At 66.9% G+C, this 24,765-nt stretch carries 22 protein-coding genes, 1 tRNA gene and 4 pseudogenes; 16 read left to right on the plus strand and 11 right to left on the minus strand.

The window, feature by feature from the left end:
- Positions 1-188: 188 nt before the first annotated feature.
- Together ACH46_RS00460 and ACH46_RS00465 are read left to right on the plus strand one after the other, a co-directional pair.
- Positions 189-271: transfer RNA gene (locus tag ACH46_RS00460), tRNA-Leu, on the plus strand.
- A gap of 903 nt (positions 272-1,174) precedes the next feature.
- A pseudogene (locus ACH46_RS00465) lies at positions 1,175-2,032 on the plus strand (IS30 family transposase); the annotation flags it as partial.
- A 122-nt stretch (positions 2,033-2,154) separates the two neighbouring features.
- Here ACH46_RS00465 and ACH46_RS00470 read toward each other — a convergent pair.
- A complete protein-coding gene (locus tag ACH46_RS00470; protein ID WP_062391206.1) occupies positions 2,155-2,907 on the minus strand; it encodes an ATP-binding protein in 753 nt (250 codons plus the stop codon).
- Positions 2,907-4,493 carry an IS21 family transposase gene (istA, locus tag ACH46_RS00475; RefSeq protein WP_062391207.1) on the minus strand — a complete coding sequence of 529 codons (1,587 nt, stop codon included), beginning with the start codon at positions 4,491-4,493 and terminating at the stop codon, positions 2,907-2,909. The genes ACH46_RS00470 and istA overlap by 1 nt, the downstream gene beginning before the upstream one ends.
- 150 nt (positions 4,494-4,643) lie before the next feature.
- On the opposite strand from istA, the pseudogene ACH46_RS00480 reads away from it, so the two are divergent.
- The 5 genes and pseudogenes from ACH46_RS00480 to ACH46_RS00500 all read left to right on the plus strand — a co-directional run.
- Positions 4,644-4,829: pseudogene (locus tag ACH46_RS00480) on the plus strand (IS30 family transposase); the annotation flags it as partial.
- Positions 4,830-4,882: 53 nt separating this feature from the next.
- Positions 4,883-5,614 (plus strand): IS3 family transposase, encoded by a 732-nt coding sequence (locus ACH46_RS00485; protein ID WP_062391209.1) that lies wholly within the window; start codon positions 4,883-4,885, stop codon positions 5,612-5,614.
- A gap of 53 nt (positions 5,615-5,667) precedes the next feature.
- Positions 5,668-5,761: pseudogene (locus ACH46_RS21540) on the plus strand (hypothetical protein); the annotation flags it as partial.
- Positions 5,762-5,915: 154 nt separating this feature from the next.
- Positions 5,916-6,146: pseudogene (locus tag ACH46_RS00495) on the plus strand (transposase); the annotation flags it as partial.
- An 84-nt stretch (positions 6,147-6,230) separates the two neighbouring features.
- Positions 6,231-6,515 carry a hypothetical protein gene (locus ACH46_RS00500; protein WP_062391210.1) on the plus strand — a complete coding sequence of 95 codons (285 nt, stop codon included), beginning with the start codon at positions 6,231-6,233 and terminating at the stop codon, positions 6,513-6,515.
- Positions 6,516-6,519: 4 nt separating this feature from the next.
- Here ACH46_RS00500 and ACH46_RS00505 read toward each other — a convergent pair whose 3' ends face one another.
- A complete protein-coding gene (locus ACH46_RS00505; protein ID WP_062394787.1) occupies positions 6,520-6,870 on the minus strand; it encodes a MerR family transcriptional regulator in 351 nt (116 codons plus the stop codon).
- A gap of 59 nt (positions 6,871-6,929) precedes the next feature.
- Between ACH46_RS00505 and ACH46_RS00510 the strand changes: the two genes are divergently transcribed.
- Genes ACH46_RS00510 through ACH46_RS00530 form a run of 5 tightly spaced genes read left to right on the plus strand, consistent with a single transcriptional unit; the run spans position 6,930 to position 10,415 of the window.
- The gene (locus ACH46_RS00510; RefSeq protein WP_226995710.1) at positions 6,930-7,532 is read left to right on the plus strand and encodes an RBBP9/YdeN family alpha/beta hydrolase; all 603 of its coding nucleotides are present in this window, start codon (positions 6,930-6,932) and stop codon (positions 7,530-7,532) included.
- Positions 7,533-7,554: 22 nt separating this feature from the next.
- On the plus strand, positions 7,555-8,661 hold the full coding sequence (locus ACH46_RS00515; protein WP_417935310.1) for a DUF6670 family protein: 1,107 nt from the start codon (positions 7,555-7,557) through the stop codon (positions 8,659-8,661).
- Complete coding sequence (locus tag ACH46_RS00520; RefSeq protein ID WP_226995711.1) at positions 8,654-9,304, plus strand: TetR/AcrR family transcriptional regulator; 651 nt, start codon at positions 8,654-8,656, stop codon at positions 9,302-9,304. The genes ACH46_RS00515 and ACH46_RS00520 overlap by 8 nt, the downstream gene beginning before the upstream one ends.
- 32 nt (positions 9,305-9,336) lie before the next feature.
- On the plus strand, positions 9,337-9,795 hold the full coding sequence (locus ACH46_RS00525; protein ID WP_062391213.1) for an SRPBCC family protein: 459 nt from the start codon (positions 9,337-9,339) through the stop codon (positions 9,793-9,795).
- Positions 9,792-10,415 carry a hypothetical protein gene (locus tag ACH46_RS00530; RefSeq protein ID WP_062391214.1) on the plus strand — a complete coding sequence of 208 codons (624 nt, stop codon included), beginning with the start codon at positions 9,792-9,794 and terminating at the stop codon, positions 10,413-10,415. The genes ACH46_RS00525 and ACH46_RS00530 overlap by 4 nt, the downstream gene beginning before the upstream one ends.
- Here the strand turns inward: ACH46_RS00530 and ACH46_RS00535 are convergent.
- The 3 genes from ACH46_RS00535 to ACH46_RS00545 are packed head-to-tail and all read right to left on the minus strand — an operon-like array spanning position 10,399 to position 13,900.
- Positions 10,399-11,247, minus strand: coding sequence for a transglutaminase family protein (locus ACH46_RS00535; RefSeq protein WP_062391215.1), 849 nt, complete (start codon positions 11,245-11,247; stop codon positions 10,399-10,401). The genes ACH46_RS00530 and ACH46_RS00535 overlap by 17 nt on opposite strands.
- Positions 11,244-12,224 (minus strand): alpha-E domain-containing protein, encoded by a 981-nt coding sequence (locus ACH46_RS00540; RefSeq protein WP_062391216.1) that lies wholly within the window; start codon positions 12,222-12,224, stop codon positions 11,244-11,246. Before ACH46_RS00540 ends, ACH46_RS00535 begins: the two co-directional genes overlap by 4 nt.
- Positions 12,221-13,900, minus strand: coding sequence for a circularly permuted type 2 ATP-grasp protein (locus ACH46_RS00545; RefSeq protein WP_082399284.1), 1,680 nt, complete (start codon positions 13,898-13,900; stop codon positions 12,221-12,223). The genes ACH46_RS00540 and ACH46_RS00545 overlap by 4 nt, the downstream gene beginning before the upstream one ends.
- A 100-nt stretch (positions 13,901-14,000) precedes the next feature.
- Between ACH46_RS00545 and ACH46_RS00550 the strand changes: the two genes are divergently transcribed.
- Positions 14,001-14,618: a TetR/AcrR family transcriptional regulator gene (locus ACH46_RS00550; RefSeq protein WP_062391218.1), complete on the plus strand. Its 618-nt coding sequence runs from the start codon at positions 14,001-14,003 to the stop codon at positions 14,616-14,618.
- On the opposite strand, the gene ACH46_RS00555 is transcribed toward ACH46_RS00550, so the two are convergent.
- The 3 genes from ACH46_RS00555 to ACH46_RS00565 are packed head-to-tail and all read right to left on the minus strand — an operon-like array spanning position 14,569 to position 17,938.
- Positions 14,569-15,774, minus strand: a complete 1,206-nt coding sequence (locus tag ACH46_RS00555) for an SRPBCC family protein (protein WP_062391219.1) — start codon at positions 15,772-15,774, stop codon at positions 14,569-14,571. The genes ACH46_RS00550 and ACH46_RS00555 overlap by 50 nt on opposite strands.
- A gap of 4 nt (positions 15,775-15,778) precedes the next feature.
- Positions 15,779-17,002, minus strand: a complete 1,224-nt coding sequence (locus ACH46_RS00560) for an oxygenase MpaB family protein (RefSeq protein WP_062391220.1) — start codon at positions 17,000-17,002, stop codon at positions 15,779-15,781.
- 57 nt (positions 17,003-17,059) lie between these two features.
- A complete protein-coding gene (locus ACH46_RS00565; RefSeq protein ID WP_062391221.1) occupies positions 17,060-17,938 on the minus strand; it encodes a crotonase/enoyl-CoA hydratase family protein in 879 nt (292 codons plus the stop codon).
- 362 nt (positions 17,939-18,300) lie between these two features.
- Between ACH46_RS00565 and ACH46_RS00570 the strand changes: the two genes are divergently transcribed.
- The gene (locus ACH46_RS00570; RefSeq protein ID WP_062391222.1) at positions 18,301-19,881 is read left to right on the plus strand and encodes a DUF222 domain-containing protein; all 1,581 of its coding nucleotides are present in this window, start codon (positions 18,301-18,303) and stop codon (positions 19,879-19,881) included.
- Between the two features lie 167 nt (positions 19,882-20,048).
- On the opposite strand, the gene ACH46_RS00575 is transcribed toward ACH46_RS00570, so the two are convergent.
- Both ACH46_RS00575 and ACH46_RS00580 read right to left on the minus strand, forming a co-directional pair.
- The gene (locus ACH46_RS00575; RefSeq protein WP_062391223.1) at positions 20,049-20,615 is read right to left on the minus strand and encodes a peroxidase-related enzyme; all 567 of its coding nucleotides are present in this window, start codon (positions 20,613-20,615) and stop codon (positions 20,049-20,051) included.
- A gap of 135 nt (positions 20,616-20,750) precedes the next feature.
- Entirely contained in the window at positions 20,751-21,953 is a 1,203-nt protein-coding gene (locus ACH46_RS00580) for a CaiB/BaiF CoA transferase family protein (RefSeq protein ID WP_062391224.1), read from the minus strand.
- Between the two features lie 216 nt (positions 21,954-22,169).
- On the opposite strand from ACH46_RS00580, the gene ACH46_RS00585 reads away from it, so the two are divergent.
- Together ACH46_RS00585 and ACH46_RS00590 are read left to right on the plus strand one after the other, a co-directional pair.
- Entirely contained in the window at positions 22,170-23,408 is a 1,239-nt protein-coding gene (locus ACH46_RS00585) for a hypothetical protein (RefSeq protein ID WP_226995712.1), read from the plus strand.
- Positions 23,405-24,754, plus strand: coding sequence for a lipase family protein (locus ACH46_RS00590; RefSeq protein WP_062391226.1), 1,350 nt, complete (start codon positions 23,405-23,407; stop codon positions 24,752-24,754). The genes ACH46_RS00585 and ACH46_RS00590 overlap by 4 nt, the downstream gene beginning before the upstream one ends.
- Positions 24,755-24,765 lie beyond the last annotated feature (11 nt).

Consider the following 24,765-nt stretch of genomic DNA (forward strand, 5'->3'; position numbering starts at 1 on the left):
CTCGGCGGTTGCCGACGAGCTTCTCCTGTACCGCGTGTCACAGCCGTTACATCTGCGATCGGCGACCGTCGCGGAGTAGTATGTGCAGGTCAGCGGGTGTAACGGTGATCGATTTTTCCTTTGCCCCCGGATGCGTGCTATCTTTTTCAAGTCCACACGGACGCCGGTCATTCGAATGACCAAGCCACGGGCGAGTGGCGGAATGGCAGACGCGCTGGCTTCAGGTGCCAGTGTCCTTCGGGACGTGGGGGTTCAAGTCCCCCTTCGCCCACAGAGAGCGGTTCAGGACGAATCGCGACAAGAGGTCAGGTTGCAGAATTGCAGCCTGACCTCTTCTTTTGCGTGGTGTCGCGGTGTCGCCGTGCAGGTGTTGCCAGTTTGGGGACATATCTACGGAAGTCCCGGTCGACGGCCTGTAGGTGAGTACTGCCCGGCTGTGGCGTCCGGGCAGTGAATCGGTTTCAGCCCTTCCTATTTTCGTTGGATACCGTTGCAGCCTTCGCGGTCGACCCCGTTGTCGTAGGCGGCCTCACCCGACCTTCTGGTCGCCGATGGGGGCTTCCTTGACGGCGTTGTGTTGGCGGATTGGATTGCTTGGGTCGGATGGGTTGCGTGGGAGGACGAGCTGCAAGTTTGGTACGCCGTCTGATGATCTGATGTGCCATGCGCTTCGTGCAGCCGGTAAGTAGGGCCACCGCAGAACGTCCGCGATAAAATCGGAAAGTCGACGGATACCGGGCTACGAGGCAATGGGACTGTGATCAGCGCCACTCCAAGTGGTGAAATAGTAAAGCCGTAGTAATTTCCGACCTGTTCCAGTCGGCCTGCATGGGGAGATGCGATCAGGCTGTTGAAGGGGATCGTCGGGCGCCGGTGGAGTGTATCCGTCGTCGGCTCGGTCAATCGTGATGTGTCCGGCCGCGGTTAGTTGCATCGGGGACTCCGCAGAGTCATCGAACTCCTGTTCTCTCGGCGCGGTCGCGACCGCCCGTGCCTTCATTGAGCGTGGGCCCCGTGGATCAGAAACTGTGGCTCAAGAAGAATCGCTGTGTCGACGAGGAGGCCGCGGTTTTCCGACTAGACCTGGCGGTGTCATACCGTCGTAGCAACACTGCAGGCCACGAGGGGTTGCGGGTAGCGCGGTAGGGGACCCTGGGTGGGGCTGGGACGGATGATGTTGACGGTGGCGGACCGGACGGAGATCGCGGTCGGACGGCGTGCGGGGATGACGGTCACGGCGATCGCCGAGCAGATCGGGCGCGACAAGTCGGTGGTGTCTCGCGAGATCAAACGCAATGCCACCAGGACGGGCGCGTATCAGGTGGTGCACGCCGACAAGCACGCCCGCGCACGGCGGGCCCGTCCGCAGACGCGGGCGATCGATGCTGACTCGGTGCTCGCCGACCGGGTACGGTCCGACCTGCGCAGGTCGCGGACGCCGCGCCAGATCGCGGGGAGGTTGAAGCTCGAGGCCCAAGACCCCACAGTGGATCCCATGACGGGTTCACCGAACGCGCAGGGCCGCCGCGTGTCACACGGGTCGATCTATCGGTGGATTTATGCTCTTCCGAAGGGAGAGTTGGCTGCTCAGGGCATCCTGTTGCAGTCCAAGCGCACCGCGCGTAAACCCCGCAAGTCAGTCGGTGAGCGGTCGGCGCGGATCGTGGGCATGGTCAGCATCGACGACCGCCCCGAGACCGCGGCCGATCGGCGGGTGCCGGGCTGGTGGGAAGGAGATCTGATCGTCGGGAAGGCCGGCCAGTCCGCGGCGGTGACCTTGGTCGAGCGCACCAGCCGGTACACGCTGATCCTGGGTCTGCCGGACGGGAAGAAAGCACCCGGCGTTGCTGATGTGCTGATCGATCACCTGCGAGGACTGCCGGAGTTCATGCGACAGGGCCTGACGTGGGATCAAGGCACCGAGATGGCCGAGCACGCCAGCGTCACCGTGGCCGCCGAGTTGCCGATCTACTTCGCTCATCCCCGCTCGCCATGGGAACGCCCGACGAATGAGAACACCAACGGCCTGATTGAGTATTCGGCGTGGTGAGCGCCAGTGAATATTGCGGTTGAGCGCCACGCGTTATTGCCTGTGAGCGCCACCAGTGGCGTCGGTGAGCGCCGCCTGTGAGGGCGGTGCTCACCGACTGGTGGTTATCTCCGTGTCTGGGCGGCAGCGTGTTCGCGCATGTTCATTTCCCCGGTCGTGATCCAGGTCGTGGTGTGCACGATGCGGTCCATGATGGCGTCTGCGTGCACGCCTGAGCCGAGGCGGTGGTGCCAGTCCTTCTTCGGGTACTGGGTGCAGAACACCGTCGAGACGGAGTCATGGCGGCGTTCGAGCAGCTCCAATAGCATGGTCCGGATGTCATCTGTCGGTGGATCCAGTAGCCATTCGTCTAGGACCAGCACGGTGAACGCCGCGTACTTGCGGAGCCATTTCTCGCGTCCACCGGGCTTGTCTCTGGCCGCGGCCCATGCTTCTTCCAGATCGGGCATCCGGATGTAGTGCGCGCGGTATCGGTGCTGGCACGCGGCCTTGGCCACCGCCGAACCGAGATACGATTTGCCGGACCCGGTGAACCCTTCGAACACGACGTTCTGGTGGCGTTCGATGAACTCGCACGTGGCCAGCGCGAGGAGCTTGGTCCGGTCGAGTCCCTGCTCGTCGATTAGGTCGATCGTACGCAGATCGGCGTCGGGATAGCGAAGGCCGGCGCGGCGGATCAGCCCGTCGACCTTCTGGTGGGTGAACGCCGCGTGTGCCTGGTCGACGGCGATCTGGACCCGTTCGGCGAATGCCATTCCGAGCGCCAGGTCGTCGTCTTGCCCTTCGAGCGCGTCCAGTAGCGTTACCGCGCCCATCTCTCGGAGTTTGCGTTTGGTCTCAGCATCGAGCCTGCTCATCATTGTCCTTCCGCGTAGTAGCTCGCTCCGCGCACAAAACCCGAACTTGGTGACCCGTCGGCGCCGTCGAGGGGTCTTGGCACGCCCGATCTCGACAGTGGTTCGGCGGCTAGGGCGAGGTCTTGGCCGGAGTCGAGGATCGGTCGCAGGTGTGCGTAGCGGGGCGAGCGCACCGCGCCGGCCAACGCGATCTGTGCAGCGTTCTCGACACGTTCGCCGGAGAAGCGGCGTGTCAGCCGCAGGACCGCCAGCGCGGGATTCAGGCCCTGTTCAGCCACGGGTACGGACTCGAAGATCCGGTCCACCACGATCGTGGTGTGTGGCCCGGTCCGGGCTGCCCATGCCCGTACTCTGTCCGGGTCCCACTGTCGATAGCCGGGGCCTTCTGGCCGGTCGGCGTCGTTGGTGCGGTGCTGGTTCGTCATCGAGGGCGGTACCAGCAGATGGCTGGTGAGGCGTCTATCTGCGGCGAAGACCTCGAGCATTGTGTCGGTCACGCGCAGATCTACCGCCGTGCCGACGTAGGTGTACGGGACCGAGTAGAAGTTCTTCTCGAACACCACGTGTCCGTCTTTGCGGACCCGTCGTGCATACACCCACCGACTGATCTCGAACTCGACCGCCGGCAACGGCCGCAACAACGACTTCTCCTCGGCTTCGAAAACCGATTGCCGCGACCCGGCCCGCTTCTGAAACGATGCGGCGTTGTAGCCGTTGACCTGCTCGTAGACCGCCGACCGCAACTCGGCCAACGTCGCGAACTGACAATGGCGCAGCGCAGCGATCACCACGGTGGCGATGTTGCCGACGGTGTTCTCCACGCTCGCTTTGTCTTTCGGCTTGCGGACTCGGCCCGGGAGAACCGCTGCCGAGTAGTGAGCCGCGAGTTCGCGATAGGCGTCGTTCAACACAATCTCACCATCGGCAGGATGGGCGATGACGCCGGTCTTGAGGTTGTCAGGAACGATCCGCGGAACGCTCCCACCAAACCACGAGAACATCGCGATGTTCGCCCGCAACCACGTGTCCTGCTTCATGTCCAGGGTCGGCTCGACGAACGCGTACCGCGAGAACGGCAGACACGCCACGAACAGGTACACCCTGCTCCTCGAGGCGGTGACCGGATCGGTCAACACCATCGTCTTGCCCGACCAGTCGACCTCGACAGACTGGCCAGCCTTGTGCCCGACCCGCGAGGCCAGACCGGCGACGAGGACATACTGCTGATACGACTTGCAGAACCGGTCATAGCCCATCACCGGCGTTCGGGCAGCGGTGTACGCGTCACGGTACTCGCCGTGCAGCAGCTTCAGCGTGACCCCGACCTTGGCCAGTTCACGATGAACCTGCCCCCAGTCCGGCTGCGCGTACACGCTGTGATGCTCACCGCGCCCGGGGAACAGACGCTCATAAACATCTGCATCGGGCAGGTCTGCGACGTCGTCGAACGTGACGCCCCCGGCATCCGCGGCAGCGATGACCGCGTCAACCGAATGCCGCGACATGCCCTGCCTGGCGATCTGCCGACGCGAGAGTCCCTCGCTCCGCAGACGAAGCACCAACTTCGCCTTGATCTTCCGTACCATTCTTCGTTGCTCCTTCTGCCGCGTGATAGGGCACACGGCAGAAGGAGCCTAGGAAAACATGGTGGCACTCAACCCCAATATCGACGGCGCCGACATCCCCCAACCGCCATCACAGCCCCGCGGCGTCGAACCGGACAACACATGGTGCTCACCGAACCGAATACTCACCTGATCCGCGAGTACCTGCCCAAGGGCACCGAAATCCCATCCGATCAGCTGTACCTCGAAGCGATCGCCCGCGAGCTCAACGAGCGGCCACGGCAGTGCCTGGGCTTCTACACTCCACGGGAAGTCTTCGAACGCCTACTGAAGGACAACGTTGCTTCCACGAGTTGACACCGCCCCGCGCTGAATCCGAACATTCCAAGTGGCGTCAGAAGATTGGCGACATGATCGAGGCGTTCTTTGACGCCTCAGAGCAGACATACGGTTATCGCCGGATCCACGCCGACTTGCTCGACAACGGCATTTCGATCGACGATGACACCGTCCGCAAGATCATGCGTGAACGCGGCCTGACACCCTGCCAGCCTGGCCCGAAGCGCCTGGTGGCCACCATCGCTGCCGACGTCGGCGACCTGCCCGACCTGGTCCGGCGAGACTTCACCGCCCAGGCTCCCGGCCGCAAGCTGTGCGGCGACATCACGTACATCAAAACGTGGGAAGGCTGGCTCTTTTTGGCCACCGTGCTCGATTGTTTCAGCAAGAAGGTCGTCGGATATGCAATGAGTGATCGCATGACGTCAGATTTGGTCGTCGCCGCCCTCGACAAGGCTGCCGAGAACGTTCCTTTCATTCCCAAAGTCACAATATTTCACAGCGACCGTGGGAGTCAGTACATGTCAGCAGACTTCGCCAACTGCGCCACGATGTACGGCGTCAAAAGATCCGTTGGTCGCACAGGCGTCTGCTACGACAACGCATGGGCCGAGTCGTTCAACGGCACTTTGAAGAACGAGTGCGTCAACCGAAAACAATACCCGACACGCGAGCGTGCAATAAAGGACATCACGCGATACATCGAACTGCGCTACAACAGCAGACGTCGTCATTCCGCACTCGACTACTCGACACCTAATCGGGTAGAGTCTGAATGGTTCAGCCGCAACACTGCGGCGTAACGATTTCTCTGACAATCGACTGTCTACGAAACGCCGGGCACCTCACCGACTGGGTTCAGGACCACTGGGGCATCGAGAACTGCCTGCACTGGATCCGCGATGTGACCTTCGGTGAAGACGCCTCCCGCGTCCGAACCGGCAACTCCCCACACGTGATGGCGAGCCTGCGCAACATCGCCCTCAGCATCCTGCGCCTACGCAACATCACCAACATCGCAGCCGAACTCCGCACCCGACAACGATTCCCAGATCAAACCATCAAAATCGTCCTCACCTCATGAAACACGACCTTTCCGGAACCCTGCCGGCTGGCCTCGAAGAACTCGCGCAACTCGGGCGCACCCTGTGGAACCGCCGCAAGGAAATCCTGGCGTACTTCGACGTCGGTGTTTCCAACGGACCCGTCGAAGCCATCAACGGACGACTCGAACACCTCCGCGGAATAGCCCAAGGCTTCCGCAACCTCGACCACTACATCTTGCGGTCCCTACTGCACTCCGGTCAGCTCGCCGGCCGGATCAACGCACTCTGAAATCCGAAGAGCCGGCAATGGGCCCGCGGTCGTCGCTGCTTCCGGTAGACAAGAGTGCACATTCGCAAAGAAAGTGAGATCCACGTGACCGAGTCCAACTCCTCGCGCAAGTCCACCCTCGTGACCGTCGCCGGTGCCGGCCTCTCGGCCACCGGTCTCGCGCACTTCGTCGCACCCGACATGTTCCGCGGCATCACCGCGCCCGCGTTCCCGAACAACACCGACCAGATGCTGAAGGTCAACGGCGGCATCGAGACGGTGGTCGGCGCCCTCATCGCGGTTCCGCGCACCCGCAAGGCGGGCCTGATCGGCCTCGGACTCTACGGTGCCCACCTCGCTGGGAACATGGCGAAGGCGCAGCTGGGCTGACAGCTCAGCCGGGGCGACGAGTCAGGGCCTCGAGCCGCTGCCTCGTCGCGCGGATCTGTTCCTCGGATTCGCGCAGTCGGACGTCGAGGGCGTCGAGCTCGGCGCGGAGGTCAGGGCACATCTCGACGGTGATCTCGTGGTCACCGCGCGCACACTCCAGGTAGCGGCCGATGACATCCGTGTTCAGTCCGGCGTCGAGCATCATCCGAATCTGCGCGACGCGGACGAGATCGTCGTCGCGGTATCGGCGGTAATCGTTGCCGTCCCGGTCGGGGATCAGGAGACCGCGGTCCTCGTAGTGGCGCAGGGCGCGCGTGCTCACTCCTGCGCGATCAGCGAGTTCCCCGATTCGCATGCCCATCCACCTCTCCGACTTGACCTTCACGCTGACGTGAAGCCATAACGTTCTGAACCATGGCAGCAGAGACAACCATGGCAGCAGAGACAACGTCGCCGCGCGCGGCGATCATCCATGGGTACCGGGCGACCCCGGACGACCACTGGTTCGGCTGGCTGGCCGAACGATTGCGCGGCGAGGGCGTCGCCGTCGACGTCCCTGCACTGCCGAACACCGATGCGCCGCGGCCGGAGGAATGGGCGGCGACCCTGTCGTCCGTGGTCGGGGTTCCCGATGAACAGACCACCGTCGTCGCGCACAGCCTCGGTTGCCTGGCCGTGCTCCGCCACCTGGGCTCCCTGGCGGGCCAATGGCGGCTGGGGCGGTTGGTGCTGGTGGCAGGCTTCGTCGACCCGTTGCCGATGCTCCCGGAACTCGACGACTTCATCCGTGCCGGAGTATCGCTCAGCGGCATCGCTGAGCACGTGGGGGGACTGACGATCGTCAGGTCCGACGACGATCCGCTGGTCCCGAGCGGGCTCACGGACCGGCTGGCCGATCTGTTGGGCGTCCCCGCGCAGGTACAGCCGAGCGCCGGCCATTTCCTCGCCGACGATGGCGTCACCTCGTTACCGATCGTGTGGCGATCGTTACAACAGAGAGTGACACCAACTAATTGACTGAGTGGTAAATTACGATACCATCAATTCCATGCAGATCTCCCGGATCCTCTCGACCGCCGTCATGCGTTCGCTGCCGCTCGTCGACAAGCGACTCGCATCGTCGACCACCCCGCTCCCTGCGGGCTACCCGATGCGACCGCACCACGACTCCAAGCTGTGGGCGTGGACGCATTACGGCGTCTTCATCCCGTCGCTGCCGTCGCCGCATCGGTTCCTCAACACGATGACGTTGATCGGCGCGACGGGCACCGAGATCTTCGACAACGACATGCTCGCCGCCGCCGACGTCCGCAACACCAGCACCGTGTTCTCGTCGACGGCGGCGGGGGAGAACCACCACTACCGCGCCTACGACCTCTCCCGCGACTGCGAGTTCGCCGACGACGGCAGCTCGCTCCGCTGGGGCGACCACCTCCACCTCACGATCAGTGGCGACGTGACGTCCGGTGGTGAGGTGATCGTGCGCGGCCGGTACGACGACTTCTCGGTGGACGTGACGGTCCGGCCGACCGACGCGGCGTCGTTCTTCGTCGACACGCCCATCTACCAGCACCTGAGCCTGCTGGCGCCGTACACCGGCACCATCACCGACGCCTCCGGCACCACCGAGATCTCCGGCCTCGGCACCTTCGAGTACGCGCGGGCCCTCGGCCACCAGGCGCTGAGCAGCCGCCCGCTGCCCGCGAACCTGAAGCTGCCGATGGACTTCTTCACCTACCAGATCATCCAGCTCGACGAGCAGACCCAGCTCCTGCTGACCGACGTCAGCGCGCGCGGCCAGAACGCGTGCCGCCTGGTCCACGTCCGCACCCTCGGCAAGCCCGCCGAGGTCTACGACAACGTCGACTTCACCACGACCTTCCGCGCCGAGCCGGAGGTCGACGAGTTCGGCCGCGAGATGCGGATCCCGGAGACCCTGACGTGGACGGTGCGCGACGGCGGCCGCGAGATCCTGCGGATCGACGGCACCGTCGACTCTCCGCTGCGCTACGGCCATGGCCGCGGCTACGCGGGCGCCTACAGCTACACCGGCGTCTACCGCGGCGTCGACGTCGCGGGCGACGGCTACATGGAGTGGGTCGACGCTCGGCAGGATGTCGATGTCCCGAAGCAGAACCGTGCCTGACCAGACCGTGCCTAACAGCACCGTGCCTGACAAGCCGGGTCGCGCGGGCACCAAGGGCGTCCCGCGCGAGGTCCGCGAACAGCAGATCATCGACGTCGCCACCAGGTTGTTCGGCGACCACGGTTACGCCAACGTCCCACTGTCGAAGATCGCGGCGGCCGCTGGCGTCTCGAAGCCGCTGATCTACGCGTACTTCGACTCCAGGGACGGACTGCACGCCGCATGTGTCCGCCGCGCGGGGGACCGCCTCGTCGAGGCGGTGGCCGCCGCGCAGGACACGCCCGCCGTCGCGGGCCGCGCCGTGGCGACACTCACCGCCATCTTCCAGGCACTCGACGGCTCCACCCAGAGCTGGAAGCTGATCTACGACGCGACGCTCCCGCGGCCCAGCGACGCCTACGACGTCGCCCGCAAGTATCAGAACGCGCTGAACGGTATGGGGGCGTCGGGCGTCGCGGAACTCCTCACCGAGGCCGGGGTCACCGACCCGCAGGATCACTCGCTGATGCTGACCCTCTGGTTCCAGCTCGTCTCGACGACCATCGCGTGGTGGCACGACAACCCGCACGACTCACCCGCCGAGATGACCGACCGCTTCATCCGCGTCTTCGGGACGCTGTCCGGCGCCCGGCTCGACCGCTGATCACACCCCACGACCATTCACAGGAGAACACCATGGGAAACCGAATCTCTGCCAACGTCATCCGCACCACCGCCCTCTCGCGCGACGCCGCCTGGCAGGCCGTGTCCGATCACGCCGACATCGTCAACTGGGCACCTCGCACCAACGTCGAGCTGACGCCGTCGACCGGTGACGACCCGAACGGCGTCGGCGCGGTCCGCCGCATCAGCGGCCTGCTGCTGCCGGCCACGATCGTCGAGCGGGTCACCGAGTTCACGCCGACCGAGCGGCTGTCGTACGCGGCGGAGGCCGGCGTCCCGTTCCGGAACTACGAGGCGACGATCGTCCTGCGCGACCGCGCCGACGGCGGCACCGAGGTCGCCTGGTCGGCGACCGCCGACGGCCGGTTCCCCGGCGACGACGTCCTCCTCCGCGGCCTGGTCCTGGGCCTGCAGACCCTGCTCGGCCGACGGATGAGCGCCATCGCGAAGGCCGGAGGGGCGCAGTCATGATCGGTGTCCGCACCCGGTACGCGCTGGGCATGATCGTTGCGACCACCCTGCTCTACTGCTTCGGCGACCACTTCTTCCACGTCCGCATGGGAATGCTCAGGTACAACTGGGCGCCGCTGGTCGACGGCCAGTCGGTGTGGGTGTACCTGTTCTTCCTCGGCGGCTCGATCATCATCTGGTTCCTCGGCATCGCCTTCGCGCGACTGTGGACGGACACCGAGGCGACGGTCCCGTCGTGGCGCTACATCGGCGGCACGTTCGTCGCGCTGATCGCCGTCTATCTGTGCTCCGGGCTGATCGGCGTCGAGCATCCGCACCTGTACTTCTGGATCATGCTGGTCACCTTCGCGCTGCGCCTGGTGATCGAGGAGCGCACGCATCGCGCGGGCATGCTCGCGGCGGCCGTCGTCATCGCCGTCGGCGCGTTCATCGAGGGCGGCGTCGCGTGGCTGGGGCTGTTCACCTACGCGCACGTCGACGTCGCCGAGATCCCGGCCTGGCTGGTCGCCGCGTACCTGCACATCGCGTTCTTCGCCGTGGCCGTCGCACGGCGCGCCCGGTTCCGGCATGCGCAGGAGCAGGTCGGCGTACCGGCCGCGGAGCTCACGCCAAGCGCGTGATCTGCACCGTCACGTCGAGGTCGGATGCGGCCGAACCGGTGTAGATGCCCTTGATCGGGGACACGTCGGCGTAGTCGCGGCCCACGCCGACCGCGACGTGACGGTCGGTGATCGTCGTGTCGTTGGTCGGATCCACGCCCCACCACGCGCCGGTCCAGACCTCCACCCACGCGTGGCTCTCGCCCTCGACGGTCTCGCCGATCGCGGCTTCGGGCTTCGGATGCAGATATCCCGACACGTACCGGGCGGGGATCCCGAGGGACCGCAGCATCGCGAGCGTCACGTGCGCGAAGTCCTGGCACACCCCGGCACGACGCCGCCACGCGTCGCTCGCATCCGTGTGCACCTCGGTGGTGCCGGTCTCGTAGGTCATCGCCTCGTGCACGCGCGCCACCACCGCGTCGACCGCCTCGGCGGGACCGAGCCCCTTCGCCGCCTTCTCCGCGACCCTGCTCAGCCTCTTCCGCGACGGGACGTACGCCGTGGGCGTCAGCATCTCGTCGAACTCGTCGAGCACCGCATCGGACCGCAGGTCCTCCCACGTCGCGGAGCGGGCGTTCTCGGCGGGCTGCTCCGGTTCGGTCTCGATGACGGTGGTGCCGACCACCTGCAGGCGGTCGTGCGCGGTGTGCAGGTCGAACGCCGACACGATGGTGCCCCAGTAGTCGGTGTAGCGGTAGATGCGGGCCGACGGCACGATGTCGACGTGCTCCACCACCACCGTCTGCCGGGAGTCGTTCCGCGGCGTCAGGCGCGCCTCGTTGAACGACGACGTCGCCGGTCCCTCGTAGGTGTATCCGGTGCTGTGGACCACCCGGAGCCTGCTGCTCATGCGTTCTCCTGCTCTTGTTCCTGCTGCGCCTCGGCGGCGGGACCGGCGTCCGACCACGACACGTACGGCGCGATGTGGAAGTGCTCCTCGGAGATCGAGTCGCTGACCGCCTGACACATCACCTGCAGATCCAGCAGGTGGGTGGCGAGGTTCGGCATCAACGTCTGCGGGTCGATGAACTCCAGCGAACTGCGTGCCCGACCCAGCAGCGTCAGCGCCCGCGACTGCGCGCCGACGCGGTCGGGACGGTGGTCGAGTTCGGCCAGGTACCGTTCGGCGACCTGCAGGGAGTGGAACACCGACCGCGGGAACAGGCGGTCGAGCAGCATGAACTCGACGACGTGTTCGGCGTCGACCGTCCCGCGGTAGGCGCGGATGTAGGTGTCCTGCGCGCCGGCCGCGATCAGCACGCTCATCCACGACGGCGAACTGGTGCGGTCGCCGGAGCGCGAGTGCAGCATCCGGACGATCATGTCGACCCGCTCGATGGACCGGCCGAGCAGCAGATAGCTGTAGCCGTCGTCGTGGCTGAGGGTGGCGTCGGTGAGTCCGGCGAACATGGCCGCCCGCTCCTTCACATACGAGAGGAAGTCGTGCGGACCCAGGCGGCGGGCGCGTCGTTCGGCGTCGCGGAGACCGTTGTAGGTGGCGTTGAGGCACTCCCACATCTCGCTGGAGATCACTTCGCGGGCGCCGCGCGCATTCTCGCGAGCAGCCGAGATCAGCCCGACGATGGAGCCGGCCGCGGTCCGGTCGTAGGCCACCTGGTCGGCGAGCGTCCAGACGGTGTGGCCGCCGCCGTCGTCGGTGGTGAAGCCGAGGACGGCCATCACCTGCCGGACCGCGCGGTCGGGATCGACGGTCGGATCCTCCAGGAGCTGCTGGACGGCGACGTCGAGGATGCGTGCCATGTCGTCGGCGCGTTCCACATAGCGACCGATCCAGAACAGGGAGTCGGCGTTGCGGGCGAGCATCATGACGCGGCCTCCTCACTGACGGTGCCGTCCGGTGTGCTCCGGTCGCGACCCTGTTGCTGTTGCTGTTGCTGTTGGTCGGTGGTGAAGCCCGGTGGCTCCAGCGCCGGGGAGCGCATCTCGGGGAGGTCGGCGACGACCCGCTCGGACGTCAGTTCGCGGGTCTCGCCGGACGAACGGGTGGTGAGCACCCACGTGTCCTTGGAGCCGCCGCCCTGCGAGGAGTTCACCACCAGGGATCCCTCGTTGAGGGCGACGCGCGTCAGGCCGCCGGGCAGCACCCACACCGATTCGCCGTCGTTCACCGCGAACGGCCGCAGATCCACGTGGCGCGGTCGGAGTTCGTCGCCGACGACGGTCGGGTTGGTCGACAGCGCGATCACCGGCTGCGCGATCCACCCGCGCGGGTTGGCGCGGATCTTGGCCGACAGTTCGGCGAGCTCATCGCGGGTGGAGTTCGGCCCGAAGACGATGCCGTAGCCGCCGCTGCCCTCGACGGGCTTCACCACCAGCTCGTCGATCCGGCGGAGCACCTCGTCGCACTCGTCGGGCAGCCAGCAGCGCAGTGTCTCGACGTTCTCGATCTTCGGCTCCTCGCCGAGGTAGTACCGGATCATGTCGGGGACGTAGGTGTAGACCAGCTTGTCGTCGGCCACGCCGTTGCCGACCGCGCTGGAGATGACCACGTTGCCCGCGCGGGCCGCGTTCACCAGGCCTGCGACGCCGAGCATCGAGTCGGGGCGGAACTGCATGGGGTCCAGGAAGGCGTCGTCGATGCGGCGGTAGATCACGTCGACGCGCTGGCGGCCGTCGGTGGTGCGCATGTAGACGACGTTGTCCTGGCAGAACAGGTCGCGGCCCTCCACCAGCTCGACGCCCATCTGCCGCGCGAGCAGGGAGTGCTCGAAGTACGCGGAGTTCGCGACGCCCGGCGTGAGAACGACGATGGTCGGGTCGCCGACGCCCGACGGTGCCGACGCCTGCAGTGCGCGCAGCAAGTGCCGCGGGTACTCGCGGACGGCGCGCACCCGATGCGCCAGGAACAGGTCGGGGAAGACGCGCGCCATGGTTCGCCGGTTCTCCATCACGTACGAGACGCCCGACGGCGAACGGACGTTGTCCTCCAGGACCCGGAAGTCGCCCTTCTGGTCACGGATCAGGTCGATGCCCGCGACGTGGATGCGGACGCCGTTCGGCGGTCGGATGCCCGCGGCAGACCGGTGGAAGTGCTCGCACGAGTAGATGAGGCGGCGCGGCATGATGCCGTCGGCCAGGATCGCCTGCTCGCTGTAGACGTCGTCGAGGAACATCTCGAGCGCCTTCACCCGCTGCGCGATGCCCTCCTCCAGGCGCGACCACTCGCTGGCGCCGATGACGCGGGGGACCGGATCCAGCGGGAACGGTCGCTCCTGTCCGGACAGGGCGAACGTGATGCCCTGGTCGATGAACGCGCGACCGAGGGCGTCGAGCCGGGCCTGCAGATCGTCTTGACCGATCCCGCCGATCGCCGAACCGATGCCGCGGTAGTGCGGTCGGATGGACCCGTCGGGCCGGAACATCTCGTCCAGCGCCGTCTGCTCGAAGCCGTCCGAGTAGTAGTTCAACGCGGTACCGCCGGCGTCTCTCGTCACGGCGGAGGCCGCGGAGTCGGGCGTCGGAGTAGATGCTGCGGGCGTCATACGATGATCGTGCACCCTGGCGCGGGAGGCGCGGCCCGTTTCGCGGGTTTAGCGGCGGACCGGTGCGGGCAAGTGGGTGAAGGACGTGAGAGAGGTTCCGATGGTGGACGACGCATCGACGACGCGGCGCGGTCGCGGGCGTCCACCGGGGCCGCCGCTGGACCTCGCGCGCCGTCGCACACTCCTGCTCGACGCCGCGGAGGACGCGCTGCGCACCGGTGGTTCCGATGTGGGCCTGGGCGAGGTCGCGAAGATCGCCGGGCTGTCGCGATCGGCGGTGTACGCGGCGTTCGCCGACCGCGACGCGCTGCTGGACGCCCTCGCCGCGCGGCGGAGCCGGCGGATCGTCGACGACCTGGGTTCGGTGCTGTCGACGATCACCGATCCGCGCGATCAGACGCGCGCCGCCGTCGACATCCTGGCCGCCTGGTTCGAGGAGGAACCGGTGCTGGCGCCGGTCCTGATGTCGCGCCTCAGCCACGCCGGGGCGGGCGACGGCTCGATCCTCGACGCGCTGGTGGGCATCCTGCGAGCGGGGTTCGCCGCGCGTGGATCAGACGACGCGGCCGCGGAGCCGTGGGCGCACGCGATCGTCGGCGCGGTGTCGTCGACCGTGACCTGGTGGTCGAGGACGGCGACGATGCCGCGGGCTCAGGTGGTGGACCACCTCACCGACTTGATCTGGGCGGGGTTCTCCGGGGTGACTCCGTCGGCCTGACCACCGTCGATCCGTTCCAGAGGCGGACGGCCTCGTCGAACGCGCGGAGCCGGTGGCGCGCCACGTCGTACCCCGTGCGGGAGATGGCCGCGTCCAAGAAGTTCGGATGAAGGCGTCGGACCGGCGTCACCCACCACGGCTGGTACGAGCCGGGCAGGTCGTCGAGCAGACGGGCGGACGCGGTGTGGAAGATCGGGGCCAGGGCGAGGTAGTCGGGGCGGAACTCGCGCAGGTCACGGTCGGGGAACTCGGCGGCCTGCACGCGGGCGATGGCGCGCGGAAGGTCGGCCTCGATGTGGGCGGACACACCGGCCAACAGGCCCTTCATGATCGGCAGAGCCGGGTTCTCCGGATCCTCGCGTTCACAGATCGACCATGCGCGCTGCCACGCGGACTCGGGTTCTCGACCGTGCCGGTAGTCGTCGAGGTTGGTGATGAAGTACTCGTGGAAGACCGGGATCAGCGCCAGGACCCAGTCGGGGTTCTCCAGGCGCAGAGCCGAGTCCGGATCCAGAGCGTGCGCGATCATCTCCTCCGTGACGTACTGGTACACCCGCGCGAACCACTGCTTCGGGTCGTCCGCCGCGGCGAGCTCGTCGGCGACGGCCCGCTGCTCGGCGAGGGATCGGCGGGCGGCGGCAGTCAGTGCGTCGAGGCGTTCGGGGGTCGGATGCCGCCGTTCGACGACCGCTGGTTTCGCGGCGGTGCGGCCGAGATCGAGTTCCTCGGCGATCCTGCGCATCGCGTCGAGCGACGATCGCACCTCGCGTCGGAGATACGCCACCATTCCCCGGCCGAGCAGTGGAACGACGAGGTCGACGTCGACCGTCCAGTCGATGCGGCACCCGCCGCCTGCCGTCGCGGTGATCCGCTGCTCGCCGCGGTGGTGGCGTAGGAGCGGGCCTGCGCGGAAGACGCGATAGCGGAGCAGGTGTGGCGGCACGCTGCCCTCGACCACCTCGAGGAACGAGATCCGCCCGTGCGGCAACGTGATTCGTCGCAGTGCGCCGACCCCGGCCGCGTCGTCGCCGGCCCCCGGTTCGGTGAGCGTGACGTGCGCTGACGACCAGGTGTTCATGCGTGCGGGATCGGTCAGGAGCGACCACGCGACGTCCGCGCTGCAGGGCAGCGTCGCGGTCAGCGTCAAGGTCGGCATCTGTTCATGCCACCGTGTCCATGCGACCCTCGTCGACGTGCCGGTACCGGTCCCCGAAGTCGGCGAAGTCGTCGTCGTCGATGCCGAGACCCCGCGTCACCAGACGGAACTCGCGCTGCGCGACCGATCGCTCAGCACCGAGGAGGCCGAGGGTGCGGACCACCTCGCGGGACCGGACCAGCGGTCGTGCCAGACCGACGACGTGGTGCAGCGGCGTGGTCCGCAGGCCCATGGCGCGAACCACCTCGGGATCCACCCAGCGCGCGCTGATCGCCGAGAAGAACGGCCGCAGCAGGGGTTTGGTGAGGTGGTGCAGCACGCCGTCGAGCGGTCCGGGCAGTCCGACTGCGGTGCGGTAGCCGTCGTCGAGCAGGGCCTTCACCAGCACGCGGGAGGCGTCGACAGGGCGGAGTCGGAACTCGCGGGAGATCGTCCGGATCTCGGTGGCATCGGCGAAGTCGACCGGCAGTCGTGCGGGTTCCACGCCCATGGTCCAGCCGATGTACCGCCAGAGGTGCGTGATGGCTTCGAGCTCGGCGCTCGAGTACCGGATTCCGAGGTCCTTGGCGATCGTCAACGGCAGGATCAGGAAGCCCGCCGTGATCGTCAACTGGGAGTAGGTCTGGTTGATCGGCGCGCCCCATTCGTCGCTGTCCCAGCCGCGGGCGAGCAGGTGGTGGCGGACCATCGCGTGCACCAGGCGGATCCGCACCGTCTCGACCCATCCCGGTGCGCCGGGCGCCATCATCCCGGGTGCGGTCGCGAGGGTGACCCAGCGCCCGGTCGCGACGACCCGGTCCCATGTCCCCTCGCTCAGGCGGCCGGTCTCGATCAGCGGCCGGACGAAGCCCTGGGCCTGGTAGCCGTAGATGAGCGACTGATACAGGGTGCCCACCTGGAGTGACCCGAATCGCCACCAGGCGCGTGCGCCTGCTCGGGCGACGGCGGCGTCGAACCATTCCGGCGTGTCGGTGACGTGGTCGAGGAAGGCGCGGAGTGCCTCGGAGTCGGTCGTTGCGTCGGTGGGGGATTCGAGGGCGGTGAGCACGGTCCGCCAGGTGAGGTCGGAGTCGCTCATCACGTCGGCGATGACGGCGTCGGCGAGCGGATCGCCCACCATCAGGCCGTCGGCCATCTGGTCGACGCGCTCGGGGAACCGCTCGCGGACCGCATCCCAGTTCTGCGCGCCGGTGATGGCTTCGGCCTGAGCCGATGTGGTTCCGCTCATATAAAAGACAGTATGTCATTTAATTCGAGCGGGCAATGACCTCGTGTGCCGAACGGCCTACTCGCCGAGCCACTCCCGGTAGAAGTCCGGCATCTGCGAGGCCTTCCCCTGGAAGTCGGCCGGCCGCTTCTCGAGGAAGGCGCGGACGCCATCGGCGCCGTCGCCCTTGCTGGTGTAGAACATCGCGAGCGAGTCGACCCGATGCGCCTCGACGGGGTGGTCCTGCGCGGAGTTGCGGTAGAGCATCTGCCGGGCGAAGGCGACGGCCACGGGGGAGCGGCCCTTCGTCCAGGCGTTGGCGAGGTCGATCGCTGCGGGCAGCAGATCGTCGGGCTCGTGGATGCTCTGCGCCAGCCCGGCGTCGAGTGCGGCCTGGCCGTCGAGGATGTCGGCGCGATAGACCAGGTCGAGGGCCTTCGGCAGTCCGACGACGCGCGGCAGGAACCACGACGACGCCGCCTCCGGGACGATGCCGAGTCGACCGAAGACGAAGCCGACGCGCGCCTTCGTCGACACCAGTCGGGCGTCCATCGGGAGGGTCATCGTGGCGCCGATCCCGACGGCGGCACCGTTGATTGCGGCGATCACCGGCTTGCGGCACGCGTGGATCGCCAGACTTACGCGCCCGCCGGTGTCGCGGACGCGCGCGAGTTCGGGGTCGTCGAGGTCCGCCATGTCGGCCAGGGTCGGGTTCTTGGACTCATCGAGCCCGAAGACGTTGCCGTCGATGCCGACGAGGTCCATGCCCGCGCAGAAGGCGCGGCCGTTGCCGGTGACGATCACGGCGCGCACCGAGTCGTCGTCGTTCACGTTCCGGAAGGTGGCCTCGAGCTCCTCGGCCATCTCGACGGTGAAGGCGTTCAGATTGTCCGGCCGGTCGAGCCGGACGATCAGGATTCCGTCTTGGTTCTCGTGCGTCAGCGTCGTGTAGTCCACGGGGTCGATTATGAAACGTGCCATCTCGGCGTGTCGGGATTCTCGGTGTGTCGGGCGGATCGAGTAGCTCCGGCGGAGCGCCTGGCGGTGGTGCTGCTCGCGGGCGGTATGACTCAGAAACCTGTCATCACGGCGTGTCCGACTTTCTCGGCGTGTCGCAACCCCCTGCTGATCGAGTAGCTCCGGCGCGCAGCGCCGCAGCGTCATCGAGATCGCCCTCCAGCAAAACCTGCCACAACGGCGTGTCGGATCTTCTCGGCGTGTCGCCGCCAGCCCAGGTCAGCCCCTGTTTCCGGATCCGAAAATGTCAGACCCCCTCACTACAATCGAATGTGAGTTCGATGACAGATTCGGAGGGTGTCATGGCAACGAAAACAGCAAGTCCAACCGGTTCGACCCGTTCGTCGGTGGTGGTGACCGACGACGCGATCCAAGTGCGGATCCCGCGTCCGGACACGGCAGGACCGCAGTCGGCGGGGGCGGCCACACTCGCCTTTGCCGCCCGAGCGGACTCCTTCCAAGGGCTGGTCCTGTGGCATCGGTACGAGGCGATCTATGCGCTGTTGGTGGCGCGGATGGCGCAGGCCGACGCGAACGGGGCGAACACCGAGTACACGCGGGTCTACGATCCGCTGTGCCAGGTCGCTGCGTCGTACGCGGTCGCCGCCGGGGTGCGGCAGAGGTCGGCGGAGCACTTCGTCGAAGCCGCCCAGGCATGCTTCGAGAAGGTTCCGGCGGTGGGGCGTCTGCTGCGCGACGGACTGATCACCCCGGCGTGGTTCACCCGGGTCGTCGAACAGACCTCCCTGGTCATCGACCCCGAGTTGATGGCGTTCCTCGATGCGGAGATCGCCCACCGCCTCTCCACCCTCGGCGGCCTCACCGCCAAGCGCGTCGAGGACGCCGTCAAGGCGATCGTCGCCGAACACGACCCGGACGCGGTCATGCTGACCCGCGAAGAAGTCACAGCGCAGAAGAACGTGATCGTGAACCCGCTCAACGAGGGGATGTCGGAGGTCATCGTCACCACCACCGCCGAGGACGCCATCCTCATCAAAGACGCCCTCGACGCGGTGATCGCCGGAGTGTGCCCGTTCGACGGCCGCACCCGTGGGCAGTTGCGTTCGGATGCGGCGGCCGCCCGCCTGACCGGTGCCCCGTTCGTCTGCGCGTGCGGCCGTGAGGACTGCGCTGCCGAACTGTCCGACGAGCAGATCGCCCAGCGCTGCGCCCGCGTGGTGCTGCACGTCGTCGCCCGCAAGGAGACGCTCGACGGCACGTCCTCGACCCCGGCACTGCTCGACGGGTACGGCCCCATCTCCGCCGACCACGCCCGCGAGTTGGCCGGGCGCCCCGACGCAGTCCGCCGGGAGTTGAACCTCGACGAACTCATGGATCATCAGGCCCAGCCGGGCAACGTGTATCGGCCGACGGCCGCGTTGGACACCGCGGCGCGCGCCGTCCACGGGACGTGCTCGTGGATCGGCTGCGATCGCCCGGCGTGGAAGTGCGACCTGGATCATGTGACCGAGTTCAATCACGCCGACCCGGCCGCGGGCGGTGCCACCTGCGCGTGCAATCTCAACCCGAAGTGCAAGTTCCACCACGGTCTCAAAACCCACGCGGCCGGATGGCTCGACGACCAGATCGTCGGCGCGGACGGGGTGATCTGGACTGAGATCACCACCCCTGAAGGGCTGACGGTGCGGAAGCAGGCCGCCAACGGGTGGCTCCTGCCGGAGTTGGGTTTGATTCCCTGTTCGCACGGTGCGGCGACACGACCGGGTGCCGGACACGCCGGTGATGGCACAGAACCGGAGCGGGCGCGTACTCGGTTGGAGGCCAAGCATCAGTACCGGATGCGGCAGCGGGCCGCGAACCGCCGGGCTCGCGAGGCCGCGGTGGCGGCGATGGAGGCTGCCGACGGCGAGCCACCGTTCTGATCAGTTGGCGGTTTTGATTCTGCGGTGGGTCGCACCGCCAGCTCCAGCCCGCAGCGATCTCGATGACGCTGCGGCGCTGCCCGCCGGAGCTACTCGATCAGCAAAGGGGGTAAGACGGCGACACACCGACGAATCCGACACGCCGCTGATGCTCCCTTTTCGGTGGCTCAACCTCGATGCTGCGATGAGTACTCCGGGTTCGGCCGCATGTCGATACCGCTCGCGACGCGGTTGGTCATGTTGAAGAAGGCGGCGGTCGAGGCGACGTCGAAGATGTCGCGGTCGGAGAGCCCGGCGTCACGCAGTGACTGGCGGTCGGACTCCTCCATCTTCGACGGCTGCTCGGTCAGCTTCTCCGCGAAGAGGAGCATCGCGCGCTGACGGTCGGGGAGGTCGGCTGCACGGAAGTTCATGACGAGGAGTTCGCCCAGTTCCGGATCACCGGACAGTTCGCGGACGGATGCGCCGTGCGCGGTGAGGCAGTAGTAGCACTTGTTGATCGACGACACGACGACGGCGATCATCTCTCGCTCCAGCGGCGACAGACCCGACTCGCCGAGCATCAGATCGTTGTACATCGCGGTGAACGCGTTGAGTTTGGTTTCGTCGAACGTGTAGGCCTGCAAGACGTTCGGGACCATGCCGAGCTTCTCGCGGCAGATGTCGAAGTATTTGCGGGTACGGTCGCTCAACTCGCCTTCGGGAAGGTCGAGGGCGGTGATCCGGTCGCTCACGGGGAAGGTCCTCTCGTCGGGGAGTGCTGTCGTGATCGTAAGACGACCGCCGCGACGAGGTACCGACAATTGCGTCCCCGTGGCACCGATCCGAGGGCTATTCGCCCTCGGCGAGGGCTGAGGGGGACGCAGATGTCAGTGACACAGCACCACGCCGGCCGACCGCAGCCGCGAGACGGTCTCGTCGTCCACACCGAGCTCGGTGAGCAGTGCGGCGGTGTGCTGCCCGAGAGCGGGGACATCGCCCATCGTGGCCGCCGAGTCGCTGAAGGTCGCGGGTGGCAGCAACGCTTTGACCTGCGCATGCTCCGTGCCGACGGTGCGCCACCGGTCGCGGGCGGCGAGCTGGGGATGGGCGGCGACGTCGCGCAATTCCTTGATCTGGGCGGCGGGGATGCCCGCGGCGGCGAGCTTCGCGTCCAAGTCGGCGGTGGTGAAGCGGCGGGTCTGCTCGGCGACCACGGCGTCGCACGCGGACCGATTCTCGACGCGATGGATGTTGGTGTCGAAACGAGGATCGGTGCGCAGTTCCGGGATGTCGAGGACATCGGTGAGTGCGTTCCACCCGCCATCGCTCTGCACGCCGATGAGGATCTGTCCGTCGGCGGTGGGGTAGGCGTCGTACGGTGCGATCGACACGTGACTCACGCCCATCCGCTGCGGTTGCTCACCGGTGTACATCTGCGTGTAGAGCGAATGCCCCATCCACTCGACGGTCGCTTCGAGCATCGACACCTCGATGCTCGCGCCCTCGCCGGTCCGGAAGCGCCGCAGCAGGGCAGCGAGAACCGCTTGCGCGCAATACATTCCGGAAGCGATGTCGGCGGTTGGGATGCCGGTCTTCACAGCCGCGTCGGGAGTGCCGGTGATGGAGATGAGACCGCTCTCGGCCTGAATGAGCATGTCGTAGGCCTTGCGCTGCTCGAACGGGCCGCCACTGCCGTACCCCGACAGGTCGACGGTGACGAGCTCGGGATGGTTGGCGCGCAACTCGTCGGAGCCGAAGCCGAGGCGGGCGGCGGCACCGGGCGCCAGGTTCTGCAGGAAGACATCGGACCGTCGAATCAGCGACAACACCAGGTCGCGACCCTCGACCGATTTGAGGTCGACGGCCAACGACTCCTTGCCCCGGTTGAGCCAGACGAAGTGCGCGCCGGTGCCCTCGACGGCGTGGTCGTAGGCGCGGGCGAAGTCGCCGCCGTCGGGCCGTTCCACCTTGATGACCCGTGCTCCCAGGTCGGCCAGTTGGCGTGAGGCGAGGGGGACGGCGACCGCCTGTTCCAGCGTGACGACGGTGACGCCGTCGAGGGGGAGCAGCGGATCGGAGTGCGGGGCCATGGATTCACTATGGCACTGCCTCAGAGCTGTGCGATGAGTTACCCGACCTGGATGAAGGCGTCGTCTGATCGGACGAATTCCTGAGAAGACTCCCAGGTCACGCCAAAAGCCTATTACGGAATTATTGCGCTCTCCTCTAGGTTTGATCCGCACTGTTGTCAGATAGGCGACGGTCGCAGGAGGTGTCGGATGCGGATGATTCGCAATCGTGGAGTGATGAGCGTCGTCGCTGCGATGGTCGTCGCCGTCGCACTGATCGCTTCGCTGCTTACCGCACCGGCGGTGCAAGCGACACCCGGTGTTGACCGCTACTTGAACCTGCCGCTGGTGAACCGCGATGCGGCCCACGGGCCCGGCGGCATCAATCCGGTCCTTCCTACGGATCCCAAGGTGCTCGGCGCACTGCTCGACGAGGCGCGTGAACGAGGGGTCGCGCCGACGTCGTACAGCGCCCTGCTGCTGCAATACTGGCTCGCCGACACGACCACCGCCGCGGGCATCGATCTGAAGTCGTGGAATCCGCGAGCGGGCGTGACAGCCAACCGCGGCAACCTCGGGAAGTCGTACCAGTTCTACAAGAACCTCCAGCTGCGGCACCGTGAACTGCAGTGGGCGGGCATGGGCGGCCTGGTGGGCGCCGACTTCGGCGGCGGACTGCTCGACTTCGAGCTCGCGACGAACGTCTACGAGATCACTCGACTGGCGCCGGTGGCGCATGCGATCGTCGGCGAGACCAACCGCACCCTGGGCCCGGTCTTCGTCGACCGGTTGCCCCGCGGGCTGCGAGCCCTCGCCCGCGTCGGCGCGACCATCACTCCCGCCGACCTCCGCCACGTCCAGGCGTCGATCCTGGTGATGCAGAAGAACATCTTCAGCGACCTGATGCCGATGCACCGCGCCTACGTGAAGGGCCGGCTCCCGGCGCTGCGCGAGATGACCGAAGCGGGTCTGTTCCCCACCGACATCCTCCGCGCCTGGGAGCAGATCGCGACTAAGACGCCCGACGGTATCGCTGCGGGCAACGCTCGCCTGCTGCGACGCGAGCAGGGCGAGGTCATCAACGAGCAGTGGGACGCGGTTCGCGCCTACCGCGGCGACGTCGGCGAGGCCATGACCTACGCGAGCACTCTCGCCGGTTCGCCGTCTGTTGCCGGGGTGCTGCCGTTGCGGTCGTACAAGCCCCTGCAGCTGCGCGGCATCACCCCCGACCACCGCACGGTGAGCATCACCGTGCCCCTGCCGTCGTGGAACTGGTCGGTCTTCGACGAGCGCTGGGACTACATCACCCACCAGCTGCTGCCCAAGTACCGCTTCCAGGTCGAGAATCGGTGGCCCGACCTGCGCCGTGAACTCGCAATCCCGTCCTCCCAGCAGATCGAACAGCACCGCCCGATCTGGAACCTGCTGCCGATGATGCAGTCCGCTCTGAACACCCTGAAGGTGGAAGTCCGATGAAGGCGAAGTCCTGGCTCACCGCGCTCCTGACCGTCGTGAGCGCCCTCGCGATCAGCACCTCCCTGCTGCCCGCTCCGGCGCAGGCGGCGCCGCCCAACCGGACCCCGCAGGTCACCGAGATCTTCAACGGCTTCGTCATCGGGACCTTCCAGCACGGTCGGATGGGCAGCCCCGACGAAGTCCTGACGCCGCTGCTCTCGACCGACCCCTTCTACCGTGAGCCGCGCCTGACCGGTTCCGAGAAGGCGGGCACGCTGCTCAAGGCCAAGAAGGTCGCCGTGCAGTTCCTCGGCTTCCGTCCGGGCGACGTCGACGCCTACAAGATCATGTACGTCACCACCGCGCTCGACGGCCGCCCCGATATCAGCACCGGGCTCATCATGATCCCGCGCGACGGGCGCGACAACGCGAAGCGTCCGATCGTCAGCTACCAGATGGCCAACGACAGCGTCGGCGCCAACTGTCACCCGTCCGCCATGTGGACCGGCTCGGATCCGATGGACGGCTCGTCGTGGTCGGCGCTCGGCCCCCTCGCCCAGCTCTTCGGCAAGGGCTACGCCGTTGTCATGTCCGACGTCGGCAACAACGGCGACAAGAAGCCGCACGGCGTCTTCGCAGGCAAGTACAACGCCCGAACCAGCCTCGACGCTGTCCGCGCGGCCCTCACGGTCCGTGACGCGCGCCTGTCGAGCACTGCGCCCGTCGGCCTGTTCGGCATTGCCGGCGGCGGTGTCGGCACCGGACACGCCCTCGAGATCAAGGATCAGTACGCGCCGGAACTCAACATCACCGCCGCGGTCCTGGAGGGCATGGTCCCGAACTACCGCAACTTCATCGCGACCGCCGACGGCTCCGTCGGCTCCGGCTTCGCGATGGCGACTCTGCTCGGCCTGGAGCCGCACTACCCGGACATGCGGATCGACGACCACCTCAACCAGGCGGGACGTGCCGTCGCCGACTATTACCGCACCCAGTGCCAGACACCTGCCTACTTCACGCTGCCGCTGGTTCCGCTGAAGACGCTGTTCAAGGGAAATCAGTCGCCGGCGAACATCAAGGCCTTCCAACGTGCCTACCGCGACAACGTGATGGGCACCGGTACTCCCGCGAAGGGCGTGCGGACTCTCGTCGCGTCGTGCGTGGCGGACGACTCGCCGATGTCCCTGGTGCCCGCCGCGGACTCCCGCAAGCTGGTGCGCGCCTGGCGTAGCCGCGGCGGTCGGGTCGACTATCAGCCGACCGACTGCAGCATGGTCAAGTTCATCACCGACATGTACGGCTGGGGTACCGACCTGTTCGGCATGCAGACGGTCGACTGGTTCGCGGCCAACCTGACCCGGCGATAGCCCGAACCGAC

Origin of the sequence: Gordonia phthalatica, from assembly GCF_001305675.1 — a bacterium.
Classification (GTDB): domain Bacteria; phylum Actinomycetota; class Actinomycetes; order Mycobacteriales; family Mycobacteriaceae; genus Gordonia; species Gordonia phthalatica.